Below are 17,723 nucleotides of genomic sequence, written 5' to 3'. Positions count from 1 at the left end.
TCAGGGCAATCAGGCGCTACGGCGCAGCATCCCCTGCTTTTTCAACCAGACCAGCAAAATAGAAATCGCCGCTGGCGTGATGCCGGAAATACGCGAAGCCTGACCGATTGAAGACGGTTTGTGATCGTTGAGCTTGGCAATCACTTCATTCGACAACCCGATCACCTGACGATAATCAAGCGTTGCCGGCAGGATCGTATTCTCATTACGCTGCTGTCTTTCGATCTCTTCCTGCTGACGAGCAATATACCCTTCGTACTTCACCTGGATTTCGACCTGTTCTGCGGCCTGCACATCTTCGAGGCCCGGTGCGAACGGTGACAGCTGAACCAGCTGCTCATAGGTCATTTCCGGACGACGGAGTAAATCTTCTCCGCTCGCTTCGCGAGAAAGTGGTGCAGTCAGGTGAGCATTCACTTCTTCTGCGCTGTCTGCCGCCGGATAAACCCAGGTGGTTTTCAGACGCTGACGCTCCAGCTCAATGCTTTCCAGCTTCTCATTGAAACGCGCCCAGCGTTCATCATCGACCAGACCCAGTTCACGTCCCTGTTCCGTCAGACGCAGATCGGCGTTATCTTCGCGCAGCATCAGACGATATTCGGCGCGTGAAGTAAACATCCGGTACGGTTCTTTCGTTCCCAGAGTACACAGATCGTCGACCAGCACGCCGAGGTAGGCTTCTGAACGCGCCGGCGCCCAACCCTCTTTTTCCGCAGAGAAACGACCGGCGTTCAGGCCGGCAAGCAGCCCCTGAGCGGCAGCTTCTTCGTAACCGGTGGTGCCGTTAATTTGTCCGGCAAAGAACAGACCGTGGATATATTTACTTTCCAACGTCGGCTTCAGATCGCGCGGGTCGAAAAAGTCGTACTCAATAGCGTAGCCTGGACGAACGATTCTGGCGTTCTCCATGCCTTGCATAGAGCGAACAATTTGCATTTGTACGTCAAACGGCAGGCTGGTGGAGATACCGTTTGGATAAATTTCATTAGATGTCAGCCCTTCAGGCTCGAGGAAGATCTGATGCTGGTTACGATCGGCAAAACGCATCACTTTATCTTCGATCGACGGGCAATAACGCGGGCCGATCCCTTCAATCACCCCGGCATACATTGGGCTACGATCGAGGTTATTACGGATCACGTCGTGGGTTTTTTCGTTGGTATACGTGATATAGCACGGTACCTGCTGCGGATGCTGAGCCACATTGCCCATGAACGAGAAGACCGGCATGGGGTTATCACCATGCTGCGGCGCCAGAACGCTAAAGTCGATGGTACGGGCATCAATACGCGGCGGCGTACCGGTTTTCAGGCGGCTGACGCGCAGCGGCAGCTCACGTAAGCGGCGAGAAAGCGGGATGGACGGCGGATCGCCTGCGCGGCCACCGCTGTAGTTATCCAGTCCGATATGGATCTTGCCATCAAGGAAGGTACCGACGGTCAGGACCACCGCTTTGGCGCGGAATTTCAGTCCCATCTGGGTAACGGCTCCGACAACCCGATCGTTTTCAACAATCAGATCCTCAACCGCCTGCTGGAAGATCATCAGGTTGGGCTGGTTTTCCAGCGCAGTGCGTACCGCCTGACGATAGAGTACGCGGTCTGCCTGAGCTCGTGTCGCTCGTACCGCCGGTCCTTTGCTGGCGTTTAGTATCCTAAACTGAATGCCTGCCTGGTCGATCGCTTTCGCCATCAGTCCGCCAAGCGCATCCACTTCTTTTACCAGGTGTCCTTTCCCAATGCCGCCAATCGCCGGGTTGCAGCTCATCTGCCCCAACGTGTCGATATTGTGTGTCAAAAGCAGGGTCTGCTGACCCATTCGCGCTGCGGCCATCGCGGCCTCAGTGCCTGCATGACCCCCGCCAATGATGATGACGTCAAAAGGATCCTGATAAAACATGGTGGTATGCCTCGCATAAAGCGGTTTGAAAATGGATTGAAGCCCGGGCCGTGGATTCTACTCAACTTTAGTCGATCGAGAAAGCTCCGGGATCTTGAGTATTAAAAAGAAAATCTTTTATTTAGAGATCTGTTTTATTGTGATCTCTTATTAGGATCGAACCTTTCTGTGGATAAGCCAGATCCGCGTTTTAAGATCAAATGCTTAAGAAGGATCACTATCTGTGAATGATCGGTGATCCTGTTCCGTATAAGCTGGGATCAAAATGAAGGGTTATACACAGGTCAAAAAGCAGCCACTGGTTATACGTTGGATAACTACCGGTTGATCAGAGCTTTTAAGTATAGTTATCCACAGAAGATCGGACGATCTTTACAAAACTTAGAGCAAATCTTTCCAGGATCCGACCCAAATCTCAGCCGGATCCTCCGGAATTTCATGTTCCAGGACATTTATCTTCAGCGTTTCGCCGATCTGTTGTGCGCCACATGCCTTCAATGCGCTGTCGATTTTGTCGATGGCGCCGCAGAAGGTGTCATATTCGCGGCTGCCGATGCCCACGGCGCCAAAACGAACGGCGGACAGGTCTGCCTGCTTTTCCTGAAGCGCTTCATAGAACGGCAGCAGATTATCAGGGATATCACCCGCACCATGTGTAGAGGAGATAACTAACCAGATCCCCTCAGCCTGCAGATCCTCGATCAACGGACCGTGCTGGATTTCGGTGCTGTAGCCCGCCTCTTCCAGCTTTTCAGCCAGATGCTCCGCTACATATTCCGCACTGCCCAGGGTACTGCCGCTGATAAGCGTAATGTCTGCCATGATCGTCTGCTCAATTATTCAGAGTGGCACATTGTACGCTGTGTGAGAGCTGGGATCTACCTGTGGAAAATGTGGGATTAAAAAAGCCCGATCACGGGCGGATGGTCCGCATGATCGGGTTCTGCAGGGAGATCAGGGTCTCGGTGGACTGAATTTCATCGATTGTTTGGATCTTGTTGATAAGTACCTGCTGCAGGGCATCGATCGAGCGGCACATCACCTTAATAAAGATGCTGTAGTGCCCGGTGGTGTAGTAGGCCTCGGTGACCTCGTCGAGACTTTCGAGTTTGGCCAGCGCGGAGGGATAGTCTTTGGCGCTTTTCAAAATGATGCCGATAAAGCAGCAGACGTCGTAACCGAGCTGTTTGGGGTTCACGTCGATACGGGCGCCGGTAATGATCCCTGCCTGTTTCATCTTCTCTACGCGAACATGAATCGTCCCCGGGCTGACGCCAAACTGTTTGGCCAATTCGGCATAGGCGGTACGGGCATTGGCCATTAAGGCTTCCAGGATGCCGCGGTCCAGATTGTCGATCTGATAATTTTCCATAGGTTTTTCTTATGATGTTTGAAGATTCTTTCTATATTAGCCGTATATTTTAATGAATCAAAAGTGAACGTGGCTTTTTGTTGTTTGATTATTGTATTGGTGGCCATTTTTGTTGCTTAATCAATATCAACAGGACGCAGGAGTAATAAAAAAATGAAAACCGCATACATCGCAAAACAACGCCAGATTAGTTTCGTTAAGTCTCACTTTTCCCGCCAGCTGGAAGAGAAGCTTGGTCTGATTGAAGTCCAGGCACCTATCTTAAGCCGCGTAGGAGACGGGACTCAGGACAACCTGTCTGGTTGCGAGAAAGCGGTTCAGGTGAAAGTGAAAACGCTGCCAGACGCCCAGTTCGAAGTGGTTCATTCACTGGCGAAGTGGAAACGTCAAACCCTGGGACAACACGACTTCAGCGCGGGCGAAGGGCTGTACACGCACATGAAGGCCCTTCGCCCCGATGAAGACCGACTGACCGCCATCCACTCTGTTTACGTCGACCAGTGGGACTGGGAACGCGTGATGGGTGATGATGAACGCCATGCCGGCACATTAAAATCAACCGTAGAGGCTATCTACGCCGGGATTAAAGCGACCGAAGCCGCTGTATGTAAAGAGTTTGGCCTGACGCCGTTCCTGCCGGAACAGATTCAGTTTGTCCATAGCCAGACGCTGCTGAGCCGTTATCCGGATCTCGATGCTAAAGGCCGCGAGCGGGCGATTGCGAAAGAGCTGGGAGCCGTATTCCTGATGGGGATTGGCGGTAAGCTTTCTGATGGCCAGCGTCACGACGTTCGTGCGCCGGATTATGATGACTGGAGTACATCGGTTGAGGAAGGCTTTAGCGGCCTGAACGGCGATATTCTGGTGTGGAACCCGGTGCTGGAAGACGCTTTCGAGCTCTCCTCTATGGGGATCCGCGTGGATGCCGAGGCCCTGAAGCGCCAGCTGGCGATCACCGGTGATGAGGATCGTCTGAAGCTGGAGTGGCACCAGGCGCTGCTGCGCGGTGAAATGCCGCAGACCATCGGCGGCGGCATTGGTCAATCCCGTCTTACCATGCTGCTGCTGCAGCTGGATCATATTGGCCAGGTACAGTGCGGCGTATGGCCGGCGCAGGTTCGTGAGAGCGTGGCTTCGCTCCTTTAATCGCCCCGAGAGATCCGTTAACGCCGCCAGCGTCGCAGCAGGCGGCTACGTAACCCGGTATCAAAGCGCCAGATATGATCGAAGATGCGCATGATGCCGGGTTTGCCATGGACAGACATCGCTACCGCATGAAAGCGATGATGATGCTTGTGCTGTAGCTCCCCCACCTTATTGATCACCTCATCCGGCAGCCGCTGGGCAATAAAATCAGAAATCACCACCGCATCGGCATCGACCCACTGCGGGTTTTGCATTCGCTCAATGATGGAACGGAAACAGCTGGCTAAATCCGTACCGCCGCGAAAACGCTGGCTCAGGAAGCGGATCGCCTGCTCCAGACCCTGCGGGCCCGTCAGCTCGTAATGCACGACCTCACTGGAGAAAAGCATAATAAAGCAGCGGCGATTGTCCGCCAGCGCCACCCGCATTAATGCCAGGCAAAACGCCTTGGCGCACTGTTCGTTGAAACCGCCCATCGAGCCGGAAGTATCGACGCAGACGATAAAAGGTCCGCGTGGCTGTTCGTCAACATCTTGTCGGGTCACCGGCCTCTCGGTGATTTTTTCCCGCCAGGCGTCGCCATGTAGCCGATAGGTCAGCAGCTGCTTTTCTACCAGCTTGCGATAGAACTCAAATTCCAGTTCAGTGATCCCCAGCGTCGCCAGCTCCGGCGGCAGCAGGCGCAGGATATCGTCGCTCTGTTGTAGGCCATCAACCTGTTCCGGTACCGTTGCCGGCTCACGAACCAGGCTGCGAAAGGCTTCCATCGGCGCATCCTTTTTCGGTATCGATTTGGCTTCCCGCGAGCGGCCTAACTGCTCAGCCAGCTGCATCAGCTCCGGCTGCTGGCTGAGAAAGTCACCGTAGCGAACGATCAGCTGATAGTCGCCGCGCTTCAGCTCGCCTGCGCTCATATCCCACAGCCGGCCCGCGGCGTTATCGTTTTCCACCAGCACCGGTTCCAGCTGTCCGCTCAGGGTCATCCTCTCCTGGACTTCACTCAGTAGCTGATCGCGTTCTTCATCCAGCAGCTGCTGGTTGAGTGTGGTTGCCTGCACCACCAGACTCAGACGCCAGCGCTGTAAAAACAGGGTATGTAGTGCGGGCGTGAAGGTCGCATTGTCATCCACCAGCTGTTGCGCCTGGGCGGCAAACGGCGAGTGCAGCTGATGCAGCTGGCCAAGGATCTGCGGGAGCTGCACGATGAACTGCGAGGTGGAGAGCAGCTGCGATCGCTGATAGTTCTGGACTTCAACATCCAGCTCCGGCGGGATCGGCGTCTCTTTGAGTCGTGCTCTGACGGCTTCCCGCCAGCGCGGAATATCGGCGGCGATAATATTCTTCAGGCGCGGAAATTTTTCGAAGAACACGGCAAGCTGAGGAGAGGCCAGCAGCGCCAGCAGCATCTCTTCGATCATCCCCTCTTCGCTGACTGCCAGCATGACATTCAGCATATCCAGCGTCATGGCTGTCGCGCCTGTTTAATCTGCGTGCCGACGTCCTGCAGGCTGGCTTCAATACGTCCTAGCCAGTCACCGGGAATAAACAGACATTTTTGCTGTTCGCTAAAGCGGTTATGCTGCTGGTGCCACTCGTCATCCAGCGCTTCCAGCTGCTGGCGGATTTCGGCCGGCATGTTTTCTTGCGATTCGCTGCCGGGCAGCGAAAGGCGGGAGCCTTGCAGGCTGACGTCGCGAACGACCAGATGCTGGCTGGCATCGACATCGATATTCAGCTGCTGGGCGAAACCAATGCCGTTAAGCTTACCGCGGATTTCACCGCCTTTTTCCAGCCAGTGCGAGAGCTCTTCGCGGACGAAGGTTATATGAATAACTTCCATATCGTGCAGCTTAAGCGGCTGCTGGAGCAGCAGGGTCAGCGTGGTATCCTTGAGTTCAGACGGTAATTCATAATGCGGTTTACGGCTGAACATCCCGCCGAGGCGCGTGACCTTCAGCGCGGTTTTGTCGCTGTGCTGCTGTTGGATTTGGATGCGTCTTTGGGTTATGGCGCCCAGTTTGGTCAGCATTGCCTGCTGTTGCCAGGCATGGCTGGTCATCAAGGTTTCCAGCTGCTGTGACATCAGATTCATGCTTTCGATATCGTGCCACAGGCAATCTTTCAGCAAAATAAGATCGATAGGGGCAATGGTATCCCGGCCGCTGAAGAAGGCGCTGGCCTGCAGCAGACGAATGGCCTTTTTCCAGCGCCGATCCGAGACATAAGGCGAACCCGATAACGTATCCAGCTGCTGGCGGAGCTGGAAGATAAGCTCAAACACGCTGTCCGGTAGCTTCACGGCGCTGATATCCTGCTGCCACTGCCGGAACTCTTCGTCGCTGACCTGCAGGCTGGCAGGGACCGGGTTGCTGTTTTCATCCTGCTGGCTTATCAGCATCGAGCGGAAGTTCGTTTTATCCTGGACCTTATCCAGCCATAAACGGATGAGCATGCGATCGTACAGCGCTTCAAGGCTGCTGTCCGCTTCCGGTAATTCGTTTGAGGCCGCCACCAGCAGGCGCATGGGGATTTTTTCTTCTTTCGCCCCGTTGCGGAACTGACGTTCGTTGATTGCCGTCAGTAAGGTGTTGAGGATAGCCGGGCCGGCTTTCCAGATTTCATCGAGGAAGACGATTTCGGCTTCCGGAAGATAGCCTGTCGTCAGGCGCTCGTAGCGTCCTTCATCCTTCAGCGCCTGGATGGAGAGGGGGCCAAAAACCTCTTCCGGAGTAGAAAAGCGGGTCATCAGGTATTCAAAAGCGCGGGCTTGCTGAAAGGCGAATTTGAGGCGGCGGGCGATCAGGCTTTTAGCGATACCCGGCGGACCGAGTAAAAAAACGCTTTCGCCGCTGAGTGCGGCAAGCAGGCAGAGTCGTATCGCGTGACTGCGTTCGAACAAACCTTTTTCGAGGGAGGCGCTGAGCCGGGAAATTCTTTCTGCCAGTAAATGTGATTGAGCCATAATTGAGTTGCGTGCTTTTTCATGTGTCGTTATTGATTCGAGTATAGATGTTTGATTAGGGATGGTAATAGCCTGAAGAATCGATTTATTTTCTTTGAGCCAGGTTAATATGATGTTTGTTAGGGGTACGATTCAGCAAATAATCGTGCATACTGTGCGCTTTTTGTGGGCCAAGGGACTAGGCACACATTTGTTTTATAAACGAAAAGACTAGTCTATGAGCACTGATAATAAGCAATCGTTGCCAGCAATAACGCTGGCGGCTATCGGCGTGGTATACGGAGATATCGGTACCAGTCCGCTGTATACACTTCGGGAATGTCTGTCTGGTCAGTTTGGGTTTGGCGTTGAACGTGATGCTGTTTTTGGCTTTCTGTCGCTAATATTCTGGCTGTTGATCTTTACCGTATCACTCAAATATATCACCTTCGTAATGCGCGCAGATAACGCCGGTGAAGGGGGGATCCTGACGCTGATGTCGCTGGCGGGGCGTAATACGTCTGCGCGAATGACGTCGGTTCTGGTTATTCTTGGCCTGATCGGCGGCAGCTTCTTCTATGGTGAAGTGGTGATTACGCCAGCGATTTCGGTCATGTCGGCGATTGAAGGGCTGGAAATTATCGCCCCTAATCTGGATACCTGGATTGTCCCCATCTCCATTATCGTGTTGACGCTGCTGTTTGCTATCCAGAAGCACGGGACCAGTATGGTCGGCAAGCTGTTCGCGCCGATTATGCTGATTTGGTTCCTGCTGCTGGCGGTGCTGGGCGCGCGCAGCATTATCGCCAACCCGGAAGTGCTGCAGGCGCTAAACCCTTACTGGGCGGTTCATTTCTTCCTTGAATATAAAACCGTCTCTTTTGTTGCGCTGGGCGCGGTGGTGCTGTCCATTACCGGTGTCGAAGCGCTGTATGCGGATATGGGGCACTTTGGCAAACTACCGATTCGCCTGGCCTGGTTTTCGGTGGTGCTGCCCTCGCTGGTGCTGAACTACTTCGGCCAGGGAGCGCTGCTGTTGCAGCACCCGGAAGCGATCAAAAACCCCTTCTTCCTGCTGGCTCCTGAATGGGCGCTGATTCCGATGCTGATCATTGCGGCGCTGGCGACGGTTATCGCCTCGCAGGCGGTAATTTCCGGAGTCTTCTCGCTGACTCGCCAGGCGGTTCGTCTGGGATATCTGTCGCCGATGCGGATTATTCATACCTCGGAAATGGAGTCCGGACAGATCTATATTCCGTTCATCAACTGGCTGCTGTATGTCTCGGTGGTCATCGTGATTATCAACTTCGAGCACTCTTCGAACCTCGCGGCGGCGTACGGGATCGCGGTAACGGGAACCATGGTATTGACCACGATTCTCTTCACTACGGTCGCGCGTAAAAACTGGCGCTGGAATAAGTTCGTTGTCGCGCTGCTCCTGATCGCCTTTATGAGCATTGATTTTCCGCTGTTCTCGGCCAACCTCGATAAGATTGTTTCCGGCGGCTGGCTGCCGTTAACGCTGGGTCTGGTGATGTTCACCGTGATGACGACCTGGAAAAGCGAGCGTTTCCGTCTGCTGCGTCGGATGCATGAACACGGTAACTCTCTGGAAGCGATGATCTCTTCCCTCGAGAAATCACCGCCGGTTCGCGTACCGGGGACTGCCGTATATATGTCCCGTGCGCTGAACGTGATTCCGTTTGCCCTGCTGCATAACCTTAAGCACAACAAGGTGCTGCATGAACGCGTGATTCTGCTGACGCTGCGTACTGAAGATGCGCCTTATGTGCATAACGTCCGCCGGGTGCAGATCGAGCAGATTTCGCCGTCGTTCTGGCGCGTGGTGGCCAGCTACGGCTGGCGCGAAACGCCAAACGTGGAAGAGGTGTTCCACCGCTGCGGGCTGGAAGGTCTGAGCTGCCGGATGATGGAAACCTCGTTCTTTATGTCGCATGAATCGCTGATTATCGGCAAACGGCCATGGTATTTGCGTCTGCGTGGAAAACTGTACCTCCTGCTCCAGCGTAACGCCCTGAGGGCGCCGGATCAGTTTGAAATCCCGCCAAACCGGGTGATTGAACTCGGTACCCAGGTCGAAATCTGATGCTCTGAAGCCCTTCCGCGTGAAGGGCTTTTTTTGGTTTTTTGCCCCGCTTCACTTTTCCTTCCCGGCGTTTGCGAAACGTTTCGATGGCGATCACATTTCTCTCTTCTGGTGATGGTTTTTCATGCGTGTATTGACAATACTTGCGACAGCGAAACGTTTCGCTAATGGAGCAAAAGAGAAAAATGAAAAAAGGCACCGTACTTAACGCTGATATTTCTTCGGTTATCTCCCGCCTGGGTCATACCGATACGCTGGTGGTCTGCGATGCCGGTTTACCGGTTCCCCGCAGCAGCACGCGCATCGATATGGCATTAACCCAGGGCGTTCCCTCCTTTATGCAGGTTCTGGAGGTGGTGACGGCGGAAATGCAGGTTGAGGCGGCGATCCTGGCGGAAGAGATAAAGACACACAATCCGCAGCTCCATGCGACGTTGCTCACTCACCTTGAGCTGCTGCAGCAACACCAGGGAAACACCATTGAAATTCGTTACACCAGTCATGAGCAGTTTAAAAAACAAACCGCAGATAGTCAGGCGGTGATTCGCAGCGGGGAGTGTTCCCCGTATGCGAACGTTATTCTCTGTGCCGGCGTGACGTTCTGAGGTCGCCGATATGGAAGCCTTATTGCAATTAAAAGGGATCGATAAAGCGTTCCCTGGCGTTAAGGCGCTCTCCGGCGCCTCGCTCAATGTCTATGCTGGCCGCGTGATGGCGCTGGTCGGCGAAAACGGTGCCGGCAAATCCACCATGATGAAGGTGCTGACCGGTATCTATACCCGCGATGCCGGCTCGCTGTTGTGGCTCGGCAAAGAGGTCACCTTCAATGGACCGAAATCCTCCCAGGAAGCTGGTATCGGCATTATTCACCAGGAACTCAACCTGATCCCACAACTGACGATCGCGGAAAACATTTTCCTCGGTCGTGAGTTCGTCAATCGGTTTGGCAAAATCGACTGGAAAACGATGTATGCCGAAGCCGACAAACTGCTGGCAAAGCTGAATTTACGCTTTAACAGCCAGAAGCTGGTGGGCGATCTGTCGATTGGCGATCAGCAGATGGTTGAAATCGCCAAGGTGCTGAGCTTTGAGTCGAAGGTCATCATTATGGATGAGCCAACGGACGCATTGACCGATACCGAAACGGAATCTCTGTTCCGCGTCATCCGCGAGCTGAAAGCGCAGGGGCGCGGGATTGTTTATATCTCCCACCGTATGAAAGAGATCTTCGAGATTTGCGATGATGTGACGGTCTTTCGCGACGGGCAGTTTATCGCCGAGCGCGAGGTCGCCAGTCTGAATGAAGATCTGCTGATCGAAATGATGGTTGGCCGCAAGCTGGAAGATCAGTATCCGCACCTGGATAAAGCGCCCGGTACGGTTCGTCTGAAGGTGGACAACCTGTGCGGGCCGGGCGTTGAAAATGTGACCTTTTCCCTCCGTCAGGGCGAAATTCTCGGCGTCGCCGGGCTGATGGGGGCCGGACGAACGGAGTTGATGAAGGTGCTGTACGGCGCGCTGCCGCGCACCAGCGGTTCCGTCACGCTCGACGGCCATGAAGTGGTGACCCGTTCCCCTCAGGATGGTCTGGCAAACGGGATTGTCTATATCTCCGAAGACCGCAAGCGTGATGGCTTAGTGCTCGGTATGTCGGTGAAAGAAAACATGTCGTTAACGGCGCTGCGCTATTTCAGCCATGCTGGTGGCCGCCTGAAGCACAAAGATGAGCAGCAGACGGTGAGCGATTTTATCCGCCTGTTCAATGTGAAAACGCCGTCGATGGAACAGGCAATAGGCCTGCTCTCCGGTGGTAACCAGCAAAAAGTGGCCATCGCCCGCGGGCTGATGACGCGGCCGAAGGTGCTGATCCTTGATGAACCGACCCGCGGCGTGGACGTTGGTGCGAAGAAAGAGATCTATCAGCTGATCAACCAGTTTAAAGCCGATGGTCTGAGCATCATTCTGGTCTCTTCGGAGATGCCGGAAGTGCTGGGCATGAGCGATCGCATCATGGTGATGCATGAAGGGCATCTCGGCGGTGAGTTCACACGCGAGCAGGCCACCCAGGAAGTATTGATGGCTGCCGCTGTGGGCAAGCTTAACCGTGTGAATCAGGAGTAAAAAAGATGACAACCCAGGCTGTTACTGGTCGCCGCTATTTCACAAAAGCATGGCTGATGGAGCAAAAGTCGTTGATTGCCCTGCTGGTGCTGATAGCGATTGTTTCGACCATGAGCCCCAACTTTTTTACCGTTAATAACCTCTTCAATATCCTGCAGCAGACGTCGGTCAACGCCATTATGGCCGTCGGAATGACGCTGGTCATTCTGACCTCGGGGATCGACCTGTCCGTCGGCTCCCTGCTGGCGCTGACCGGTGCGGTTGCGGCATCGATTGTGGGGCTGGAGGTGAATGCGCTGGTAGCGATTGCCGCAGCGCTTGCTTTAGGCGCGGCAATTGGCGCGGTGACCGGCGTGATTGTGGCGAAAGGGCGTGTTCAGGCCTTTATCGCCACCCTGGTGATGATGCTGCTCCTGCGCGGGGTGACGATGGTGTACACCAACGGCAGTCCGGTGAACACCGGGTTTACCGATAACGCCGACCTGTTTGGCTGGTTTGGTATCGGGCGCCCGTTAGGGGTTCCGACGCCGGTATGGATTATGGCAATCGTCTTTCTGGCGGCCTGGTACATGCTGCACCATACGCGGCTGGGTCGTTATATCTATGCGCTGGGCGGTAACGAGGCGGCGACCCGCTTATCCGGCATCAGCGTCAATAAAGTGAAAATCATCGTCTATTCGTTATGCGGCCTGCTGGCTTCGCTGGCGGGGATTATCGAAGTGGCGCGCCTCTCTTCCGCGCAGCCGACGGCGGGTACCGGTTATGAACTGGATGCTATCGCGGCGGTTGTGCTCGGCGGCACCAGTCTGGCGGGGGGGAAAGGGCGTATTGTCGGTACCTTGATTGGCGCGCTGATCCTTGGCTTCCTGAACAACGGTTTGAATCTATTAGGCGTTTCTTCCTATTACCAGATGATCGTGAAAGCGGTGGTAATTTTGCTGGCGGTGCTGGTAGACAACAAAAAGCAGTAACTCAGAACTCTACAGGACATCTTAACTATGAATATGAAAAAACTGGCGACCCTGGTCTCTGCTGTGGCTCTCAGTGCAACCGTCAGCGCCAACGCGATGGCGAAAGATACTATCGCCCTGGTTATCTCTACCCTGAATAACCCGTTCTTTGTTTCCCTGAAAGAGGGGGCGCAGAAAGAAGCGGACAAACTGGGCTACAACCTTGTCGTACTGGATTCGCAGAACAACCCGGCGAAAGAGCTGGCGAACGTACAGGATTTAACGGTCCGTGGCGCGAAGCTGCTGCTGATTAACCCTACCGATTCTGATGCGGTAGGTAACGCCGTGAAGATGGCTAACCAGGCGAAGATCCCGGTGATTACCCTCGACCGTCAGGCTTCGAAAGGCGACGTCGTCAGCCATATCGCGTCTGATAACGTGCTGGGCGGTAAGATGGCCGGCGACTACATTGCGAAGAAAGCCGGTGAAGGCGCGAAAGTGATTGAACTGCAGGGTATTGCAGGGACTTCCGCGGCTCGTGAACGTGGTGAGGGCTTTAAGCAGGCCGTTGCCGCGCATAAATTCAATGTTCTGGCCAGCCAGCCGGCGGACTTCGACCGTACCAAAGGTCTGAACGTCATGCAGAACCTGCTGACCGCCCATCCTGATGTGAAAGCGGTATTTGCGCAGAACGATGAAATGGCGCTGGGTGCGCTGCGTGCATTACAAACGGCAGGCAAATCCGATGTGATGGTGGTTGGATTTGACGGTACTCCGGATGGCGAAAAAGCCGTAAATAGTGGCAAACTGGCAGCGACCATCGCTCAGTTGCCAGAGCAGATCGGCGTGAAAGGCGTCGAAACTGCTGATAAAGTGCTGAAGGGTGAGAAAGTGGATGCCAGCTATCCGGTTGAGCTGAAGCTGGTCATTAAGCAGTAATATGCGATTCGGGTCGGAAACGGTCCGAGGGACAATATAAAAAAGAAAAGCAGGGCATGCGCCACCGGAATCCGGTGGCGCGCTTTCCCGGGAACAGAAATAATGAAAACCGCAGGCAAACTTGTCGTCCTTGGCAGCATCAATGCCGATCACATTCTTAACCTTGAATCTTTCCCGACGCCGGGCGAAACCGTCACCGGTCATCATTATCAGGTGGCTTTCGGCGGTAAAGGGGCTAACCAGGCCGTCGCCGCCGGGCGAAGCGGCGCGGATATTGCGTTTATTGCCTGTACCGGCGATGACGATATCGGCGAACGCGTTCGTCGCCAGCTCCTGAGCGATGGTATCGATGTTGCGCCGGTGCGGGCGGTCAAAGATCAATCGACCGGCGTGGCGCTGATTTTTGTTAACGCCGAAGGTGAGAATGTTATCGGTATTCATGCCGGAGCTAACGCCGCGCTCTCTGTCGAGCAGGTTGAGGCGGAAAAAGCGCGTATTGCGGGTGCTCAGGCGCTGCTGATGCAGCTGGAGTCACCGCTGGAAAGCGTGCTGGCGGCAGCAAAAATCGCGCATCAGCATCAAACCACCGTGGTGCTTAACCCGGCACCGGCGCGTGAGTTGTCAGATGAACTGCTCGCGCTGGTGGATATCATTACGCCTAACGAAACCGAAGCCGAGAAGCTGACCGGCATCCGCGTGGAAAACGATGACGATGCGGCTAACGCGGCCCGTGTGCTGCATGACAAAGGCATTGGTATCGTGATGATTACGCTTGGCAGCCGGGGCGTATGGGTCAGCCATGAAGGTCAAGGCCGTCGGGTTCCCGGTTTTAAAGTTCAGGCCATCGATACCATTGCCGCTGGTGATACCTTTAATGGCGCTTTTGTGACGGCCTTACTGGAAGGAATCGCGCTGGACGAAGCGATCCGTTTTGCCCATGCCGCGGCGGCGATTGCCGTTACCCGTAAAGGCGCACAGCCTTCCGTACCATGGCGCGAAGAAATCGACGAGTTTTTACGTCAACAGGGGTAACGTTTGGCTACCATGAAGGATGTAGCCCGCGAGGCGGGCGTTTCCACTTCAACAGTTTCTCACGTCATTAATAAAGATCGCTTCGTCAGCGAGGCGATTACCGCCAAAGTTGATGCGGCGATTAAAAACCTTAACTATGCGCCGTCTGCCCTGGCGCGTAGCCTCAAATTAAACCAGACCCGGACCATTGGCATGCTGATCACCGCCAGTACCAATCCGTTTTATTCGGAACTGGTGCGCGGCGTGGAGCGCAGCTGTTTTGAGCGAGGCTATAGTCTGGTGCTGTGTAATACCGAAGGCGATGAGCAGCGCATGAACCGCAATCTTGAGACGCTGATGCAAAAACGCGTCGATGGTCTGCTGCTGCTGTGTACCGAAACGCATCAGCCTTCACCGGAAATTATGCAGCGCTACCCGTCAGTCCCTACGGTGATGATGGACTGGGCGCCGTTTGACGGCGATAGCGATCTGATTCAGGACAACTCGCTGCTGGGCGGCGATATGGCAACCCAGTATCTGATTGATAAAGGATATACCCGCGTGGCCTGTATTGCAGGGCCGCTGGATAAAACGCCGTCGCGCCTGCGCCTGGAGGGGTATCACGCGGCGATGGCGCGCGCCGGGCTTCCGGTGATGGACGGTTATGTCATTACCAGTGATTTCGAATTTGGCGGCGGATTTAGCGCCATGCAAAAGCTGCTTGCCTTACCCGAGCGGCCGCAGGCGGTCTTCGTCGGCAACGACGCGATGGCGGTTGGGGCATATCAATCGCTGTATCAGGCCGGGTTACGAATTCCGCAGGATATGGCGCTGGTGGGGTATGACGATATCGAACTGGCGCGCTATATGACGCCGCCACTGACTACCATCCATCAGCCGAAAGATGAACTGGGCGAACTGGCCATCGACGTGCTGATTCATCGCATGGCCGATCCGGGTCAGAAGCAGCAACGCGTTCAGCTCACCCCGGAGCTGGTCGTTCGCGGCTCCGTTTAACGCTTATGCCGCTCTTTAATCAGGTTGCGGCCGTCTTTCGCTCTTAACAGCATAAATGTCAGCGCCGAAACCACGGTAATCGCCCCCATCGTAATAAAGGTGTAGTGGAACTGCTCAACGGTACTGGCGCTGTCGAACCCTTCATAAAAACGTAGCACTGCGGCACTAATGGCGACCCCGAGGCTAATGGATAGCTGTTGCGTCACGGCCAGCAGGCTATTGCCGCTGCTGGCGTTATCATCGGTCAAATCGGCCAGCGTGATGGTATTCATCGATGTGAACTGGGTGGACATCGCCATCCCCAGCACAAACAGCGGTAGCAAGAGCATCCAGACAGGCATTGCCGGAGACTGGAAGGAGAACTGGGCAATCATCAGTCCGATAAAAATGGTGATGCCGACCAGGGTTTTCCGATAGCCGAGCCAGCGTAAAATCTGAGTCACGGTTGATTTCGCGATAATCGAGCCGATTGCGGTGGGAGCTATCATGCAGCCTGCGACGATCGCTGGATAGCCAAAACCGACCTGCAACATCAAGGGCATCAGAAACGGCACACAGCCGGTGCCCAGACGGGTGGCCAGATTACCGGCAATACCGACCGAAAAGGTGCGCGTCTTAAATAAAGAAAGCGAGATCAGCGGAGCCGGGTGGCGACGCGCGTGGCGGATATAGGCCAGCAGCAGTATAACGCTAAGGGCAATGACCGAAAGAGCTATCCAGGTTGCGACGATTTTCTCGCCAAACAGTTCGATGCCGCTGGAAAACAGTACCAGGCTCAATCCAAACAACAGAAAACCGCTGGTATCGAAACGGCGGCGCGGCGTGGTGAAATCCGGCATATATTTGCGCGCGTACAGTATCCCGATAATGCCGATAGGAATATTAATGAGGAAAATCCAGTGCCAGCTGGCCCAGGTGACCAGCACGCCACCGAGCACCGGCCCAAGAATCGGGCCAACAAGTCCGGGCATAGTGACGAAGTTCAGTACGGGGAGCAGTTCGCTGCGCGGGTAGGCTCTTAATAATGCCAGACGCGCCACCGGCATCATCATGGCGCCGCCTATCCCCTGAATTACGCGAAAGATAACCAGCTCCATTAATGAACTGGAGAGGGCGCAGGCCAGTGAACCGAGCGTAAACAGGCCGACGGCAATGATAAACACCTTACGGGTGCCGAAGCGGTCAGCTAACCAGCCGCTGACCGGGATAAGCATAGCGACCGTTAATGTGTAGCTGATAATGGCAGACTGCATGGCCAGCGGTGAACGGTTTAGGCTATGCGCAATGGCGGGAAGGGCGGTGTTGAGAATCGTGGCATCCAGCGCCTGCATAAAAAAAGCCATGGCTGCAATCCACGGCAGTCCGGCCATACTGCGCCCTTTTTTTTCGCTCATGCGGAACCCTTGTTACTTGCCTGAATGGTTTGGTGCGTTCAATAACGTCTGGCAGGCGTTAAGCGCTCGCGGGCCATCGCTATCCTGGATAGCGTCGACAATGGCCTGGTGGAGATCCAGCTTTACCACTTCGTTCTGAGTAATCGAAGTGAAGTAGGTATGGTAGACCGAATGAAACAGAGAAGCGAAAGCGATCAGGAACGGATTTCCGCTCATTTCATAGATGTGCTCATGCCAGGCCATATCGACTTCTATCCAGCGTTCGCGCAGAAAGCGTTTTTTTAACTGTCCCATCTCTTCCATTAAGGTATTGAGCTGGGCCTTTTGCTCTGCGTTGCCAAAGGTGGCCGCCAGAAAACAGGCCTGAGGCTCAAGGCTGCTGCGCATAACCAGGAAATGGCTCACCACCTCTTCAAAGTTATCTTCCGTTAACCACCATGAGAGCAGCTCCTTGTCGAGGAAGTTCCAGCTACTGCGTGGCATGACTCGGGTACCGATACGCGGGCGCGGCAACAGCATCCCTTTGGCGGTAAGCGTCTTAACCGCTTCGCGTACCGCGGTGCGACTCACGCCAAACTGTTCGCCCAATTCCATTTCGCCTGGAAGAATACTTTCCGGCGGGTATTCGCCGGTCAGGATTTTTTGAGCCAGTTTCTCTGCTAATACCCAGGAGATGTTCTTTTGTGCCGCCAGTTGCTGTGCGCTTAAAGACATATATGCCGTTCCTTTCTCTTTTTATCTGTATCAGTATGCCATCTGGTGGACTATTTCGTTGGTTAAAACAGCAAAACGCTGGTTTTTTGCCACGTTACGAGCTGGTTTGGTG

The 17,723-nt window shown here is 54.6% G+C and carries 15 protein-coding genes; 8 read left to right on the top strand and 7 right to left on the bottom strand.

Annotation, left to right across the window (positions count from 1 at the left end; all coding sequences use genetic code 11):
- Window positions 1-9: 9 nt before the first annotated feature.
- The 3 genes from mnmG to asnC all read right to left on the bottom strand — a co-directional run bounded on the left by mnmG (window position 10) and on the right by asnC (window position 3,271).
- A complete protein-coding gene (mnmG, locus tag AC007G_RS13375; protein ID WP_032697069.1) occupies window positions 10-1,899 on the bottom strand; it encodes a tRNA uridine-5-carboxymethylaminomethyl(34) synthesis enzyme MnmG in 1,890 nt (629 codons plus the stop codon).
- 381 nt (window positions 1,900-2,280) lie between these two features.
- On the bottom strand, window positions 2,281-2,721 hold the full coding sequence (mioC, locus tag AC007G_RS13370; protein ID WP_004869231.1) for an FMN-binding protein MioC: 441 nt from the start codon (window positions 2,719-2,721) through the stop codon (window positions 2,281-2,283).
- A gap of 91 nt (window positions 2,722-2,812) precedes the next feature.
- The gene (asnC, locus tag AC007G_RS13365) at window positions 2,813-3,271 is read right to left on the bottom strand and encodes a transcriptional regulator AsnC (protein WP_004869233.1); all 459 of its coding nucleotides are present in this window, start codon (window positions 3,269-3,271) and stop codon (window positions 2,813-2,815) included.
- Between the two features lie 153 nt (window positions 3,272-3,424).
- Between asnC and asnA the strand changes: the two genes are divergently transcribed.
- Entirely contained in the window at window positions 3,425-4,417 is a 993-nt protein-coding gene (gene asnA, locus AC007G_RS13360; RefSeq protein WP_064794063.1) for an aspartate--ammonia ligase, read from the top strand.
- A gap of 17 nt (window positions 4,418-4,434) precedes the next feature.
- On the opposite strand, the gene viaA is transcribed toward asnA, so the two are convergent.
- Window positions 4,435-5,883 carry an ATPase RavA stimulator ViaA gene (viaA, locus tag AC007G_RS13355; protein WP_142630224.1) on the bottom strand — a complete coding sequence of 483 codons (1,449 nt, stop codon included), beginning with the start codon at window positions 5,881-5,883 and terminating at the stop codon, window positions 4,435-4,437.
- On the bottom strand, window positions 5,880-7,379 hold the full coding sequence (gene ravA / locus AC007G_RS13350) for an ATPase RavA (protein WP_032690151.1): 1,500 nt from the start codon (window positions 7,377-7,379) through the stop codon (window positions 5,880-5,882). Before ravA ends, viaA begins: the two co-directional genes overlap by 4 nt.
- Window positions 7,380-7,596: 217 nt before the next feature.
- On the opposite strand from ravA, the gene kup reads away from it, so the two are divergent.
- From kup to rbsR, 7 genes are all read left to right on the top strand, one after another.
- A complete protein-coding gene (kup, locus tag AC007G_RS13345) occupies window positions 7,597-9,465 on the top strand; it encodes a low affinity potassium transporter Kup (RefSeq protein WP_004869240.1) in 1,869 nt (622 codons plus the stop codon).
- Between the two features lie 185 nt (window positions 9,466-9,650).
- Complete coding sequence (gene rbsD, locus AC007G_RS13340) at window positions 9,651-10,070, top strand: D-ribose pyranase (RefSeq protein ID WP_032690150.1); 420 nt, start codon at window positions 9,651-9,653, stop codon at window positions 10,068-10,070.
- A gap of 10 nt (window positions 10,071-10,080) precedes the next feature.
- Window positions 10,081-11,586 (top strand): ribose ABC transporter ATP-binding protein RbsA, encoded by a 1,506-nt coding sequence (rbsA, locus tag AC007G_RS13335; protein WP_142630222.1) that lies wholly within the window; start codon window positions 10,081-10,083, stop codon window positions 11,584-11,586.
- 5 nt (window positions 11,587-11,591) lie between these two features.
- Window positions 11,592-12,557 (top strand): ribose ABC transporter permease, encoded by a 966-nt coding sequence (gene rbsC, locus AC007G_RS13330; protein WP_004869245.1) that lies wholly within the window; start codon window positions 11,592-11,594, stop codon window positions 12,555-12,557.
- A gap of 27 nt (window positions 12,558-12,584) precedes the next feature.
- Window positions 12,585-13,475, top strand: coding sequence for a ribose ABC transporter substrate-binding protein RbsB (rbsB, locus tag AC007G_RS13325; protein WP_004869247.1), 891 nt, complete (start codon window positions 12,585-12,587; stop codon window positions 13,473-13,475).
- 99 nt (window positions 13,476-13,574) lie between these two features.
- Window positions 13,575-14,507 carry a ribokinase gene (rbsK, locus tag AC007G_RS13320; protein ID WP_180889139.1) on the top strand — a complete coding sequence of 311 codons (933 nt, stop codon included), beginning with the start codon at window positions 13,575-13,577 and terminating at the stop codon, window positions 14,505-14,507.
- 12 nt (window positions 14,508-14,519) lie between these two features.
- A complete protein-coding gene (gene rbsR, locus AC007G_RS13315; RefSeq protein WP_032690147.1) occupies window positions 14,520-15,503 on the top strand; it encodes a ribose operon transcriptional repressor RbsR in 984 nt (327 codons plus the stop codon).
- Here rbsR and mdtD read toward each other — a convergent pair.
- Both mdtD and AC007G_RS13305 read right to left on the bottom strand, forming a co-directional pair.
- A complete protein-coding gene (gene mdtD, locus AC007G_RS13310; RefSeq protein WP_142630218.1) occupies window positions 15,500-16,897 on the bottom strand; it encodes a multidrug transporter subunit MdtD in 1,398 nt (465 codons plus the stop codon). The genes rbsR and mdtD overlap by 4 nt on opposite strands.
- Window positions 16,898-16,909: 12 nt before the next feature.
- Window positions 16,910-17,611, bottom strand: a complete 702-nt coding sequence (locus AC007G_RS13305; protein WP_032690145.1) for a FadR/GntR family transcriptional regulator — start codon at window positions 17,609-17,611, stop codon at window positions 16,910-16,912.
- Window positions 17,612-17,723 lie beyond the last annotated feature (112 nt).

The sequence above is a fragment of the Klebsiella sp. CSG-1 genome (genome assembly GCF_056521145.1).
This window is presented reverse-complemented; position numbering and strand designations above follow the sequence as displayed.

Bases quoted from the DNA above. Each gene is read 5' to 3' on its own strand.
- mnmG (WP_032697069.1), bottom strand. From the start codon at position 1,899: ATGTTTTATCAGGATCCTTTTGACGTCATCATCATTGGCGGGGGTCAT.
- mioC (WP_004869231.1), bottom strand. From the start codon at position 2,721: ATGGCAGACATTACGCTTATCAGCGGCAGTACCCTGGGCAGTGCGGAA.
- asnC (WP_004869233.1), bottom strand. From the start codon at position 3,271: ATGGAAAATTATCAGATCGACAATCTGGACCGCGGCATCCTGGAAGCC.
- asnA (WP_064794063.1), top strand. From the start codon at position 3,425: ATGAAAACCGCATACATCGCAAAACAACGCCAGATTAGTTTCGTTAAG.
- viaA (WP_142630224.1), bottom strand. From the start codon at position 5,883: ATGACGCTGGATATGCTGAATGTCATGCTGGCAGTCAGCGAAGAGGGG.
- ravA (WP_032690151.1), bottom strand. From the start codon at position 7,379: ATGGCTCAATCACATTTACTGGCAGAAAGAATTTCCCGGCTCAGCGCC.
- kup (WP_004869240.1), top strand. From the start codon at position 7,597: ATGAGCACTGATAATAAGCAATCGTTGCCAGCAATAACGCTGGCGGCT.
- rbsD (WP_032690150.1), top strand. From the start codon at position 9,651: ATGAAAAAAGGCACCGTACTTAACGCTGATATTTCTTCGGTTATCTCC.
- rbsA (WP_142630222.1), top strand. From the start codon at position 10,081: ATGGAAGCCTTATTGCAATTAAAAGGGATCGATAAAGCGTTCCCTGGC.
- rbsC (WP_004869245.1), top strand. From the start codon at position 11,592: ATGACAACCCAGGCTGTTACTGGTCGCCGCTATTTCACAAAAGCATGG.
- rbsB (WP_004869247.1), top strand. From the start codon at position 12,585: ATGAATATGAAAAAACTGGCGACCCTGGTCTCTGCTGTGGCTCTCAGT.
- rbsR (WP_032690147.1), top strand. From the start codon at position 14,520: ATGAAGGATGTAGCCCGCGAGGCGGGCGTTTCCACTTCAACAGTTTCT.
- mdtD (WP_142630218.1), bottom strand. From the start codon at position 16,897: ATGAGCGAAAAAAAAGGGCGCAGTATGGCCGGACTGCCGTGGATTGCA.
- AC007G_RS13305 (WP_032690145.1), bottom strand. From the start codon at position 17,611: ATGTCTTTAAGCGCACAGCAACTGGCGGCACAAAAGAACATCTCCTGG.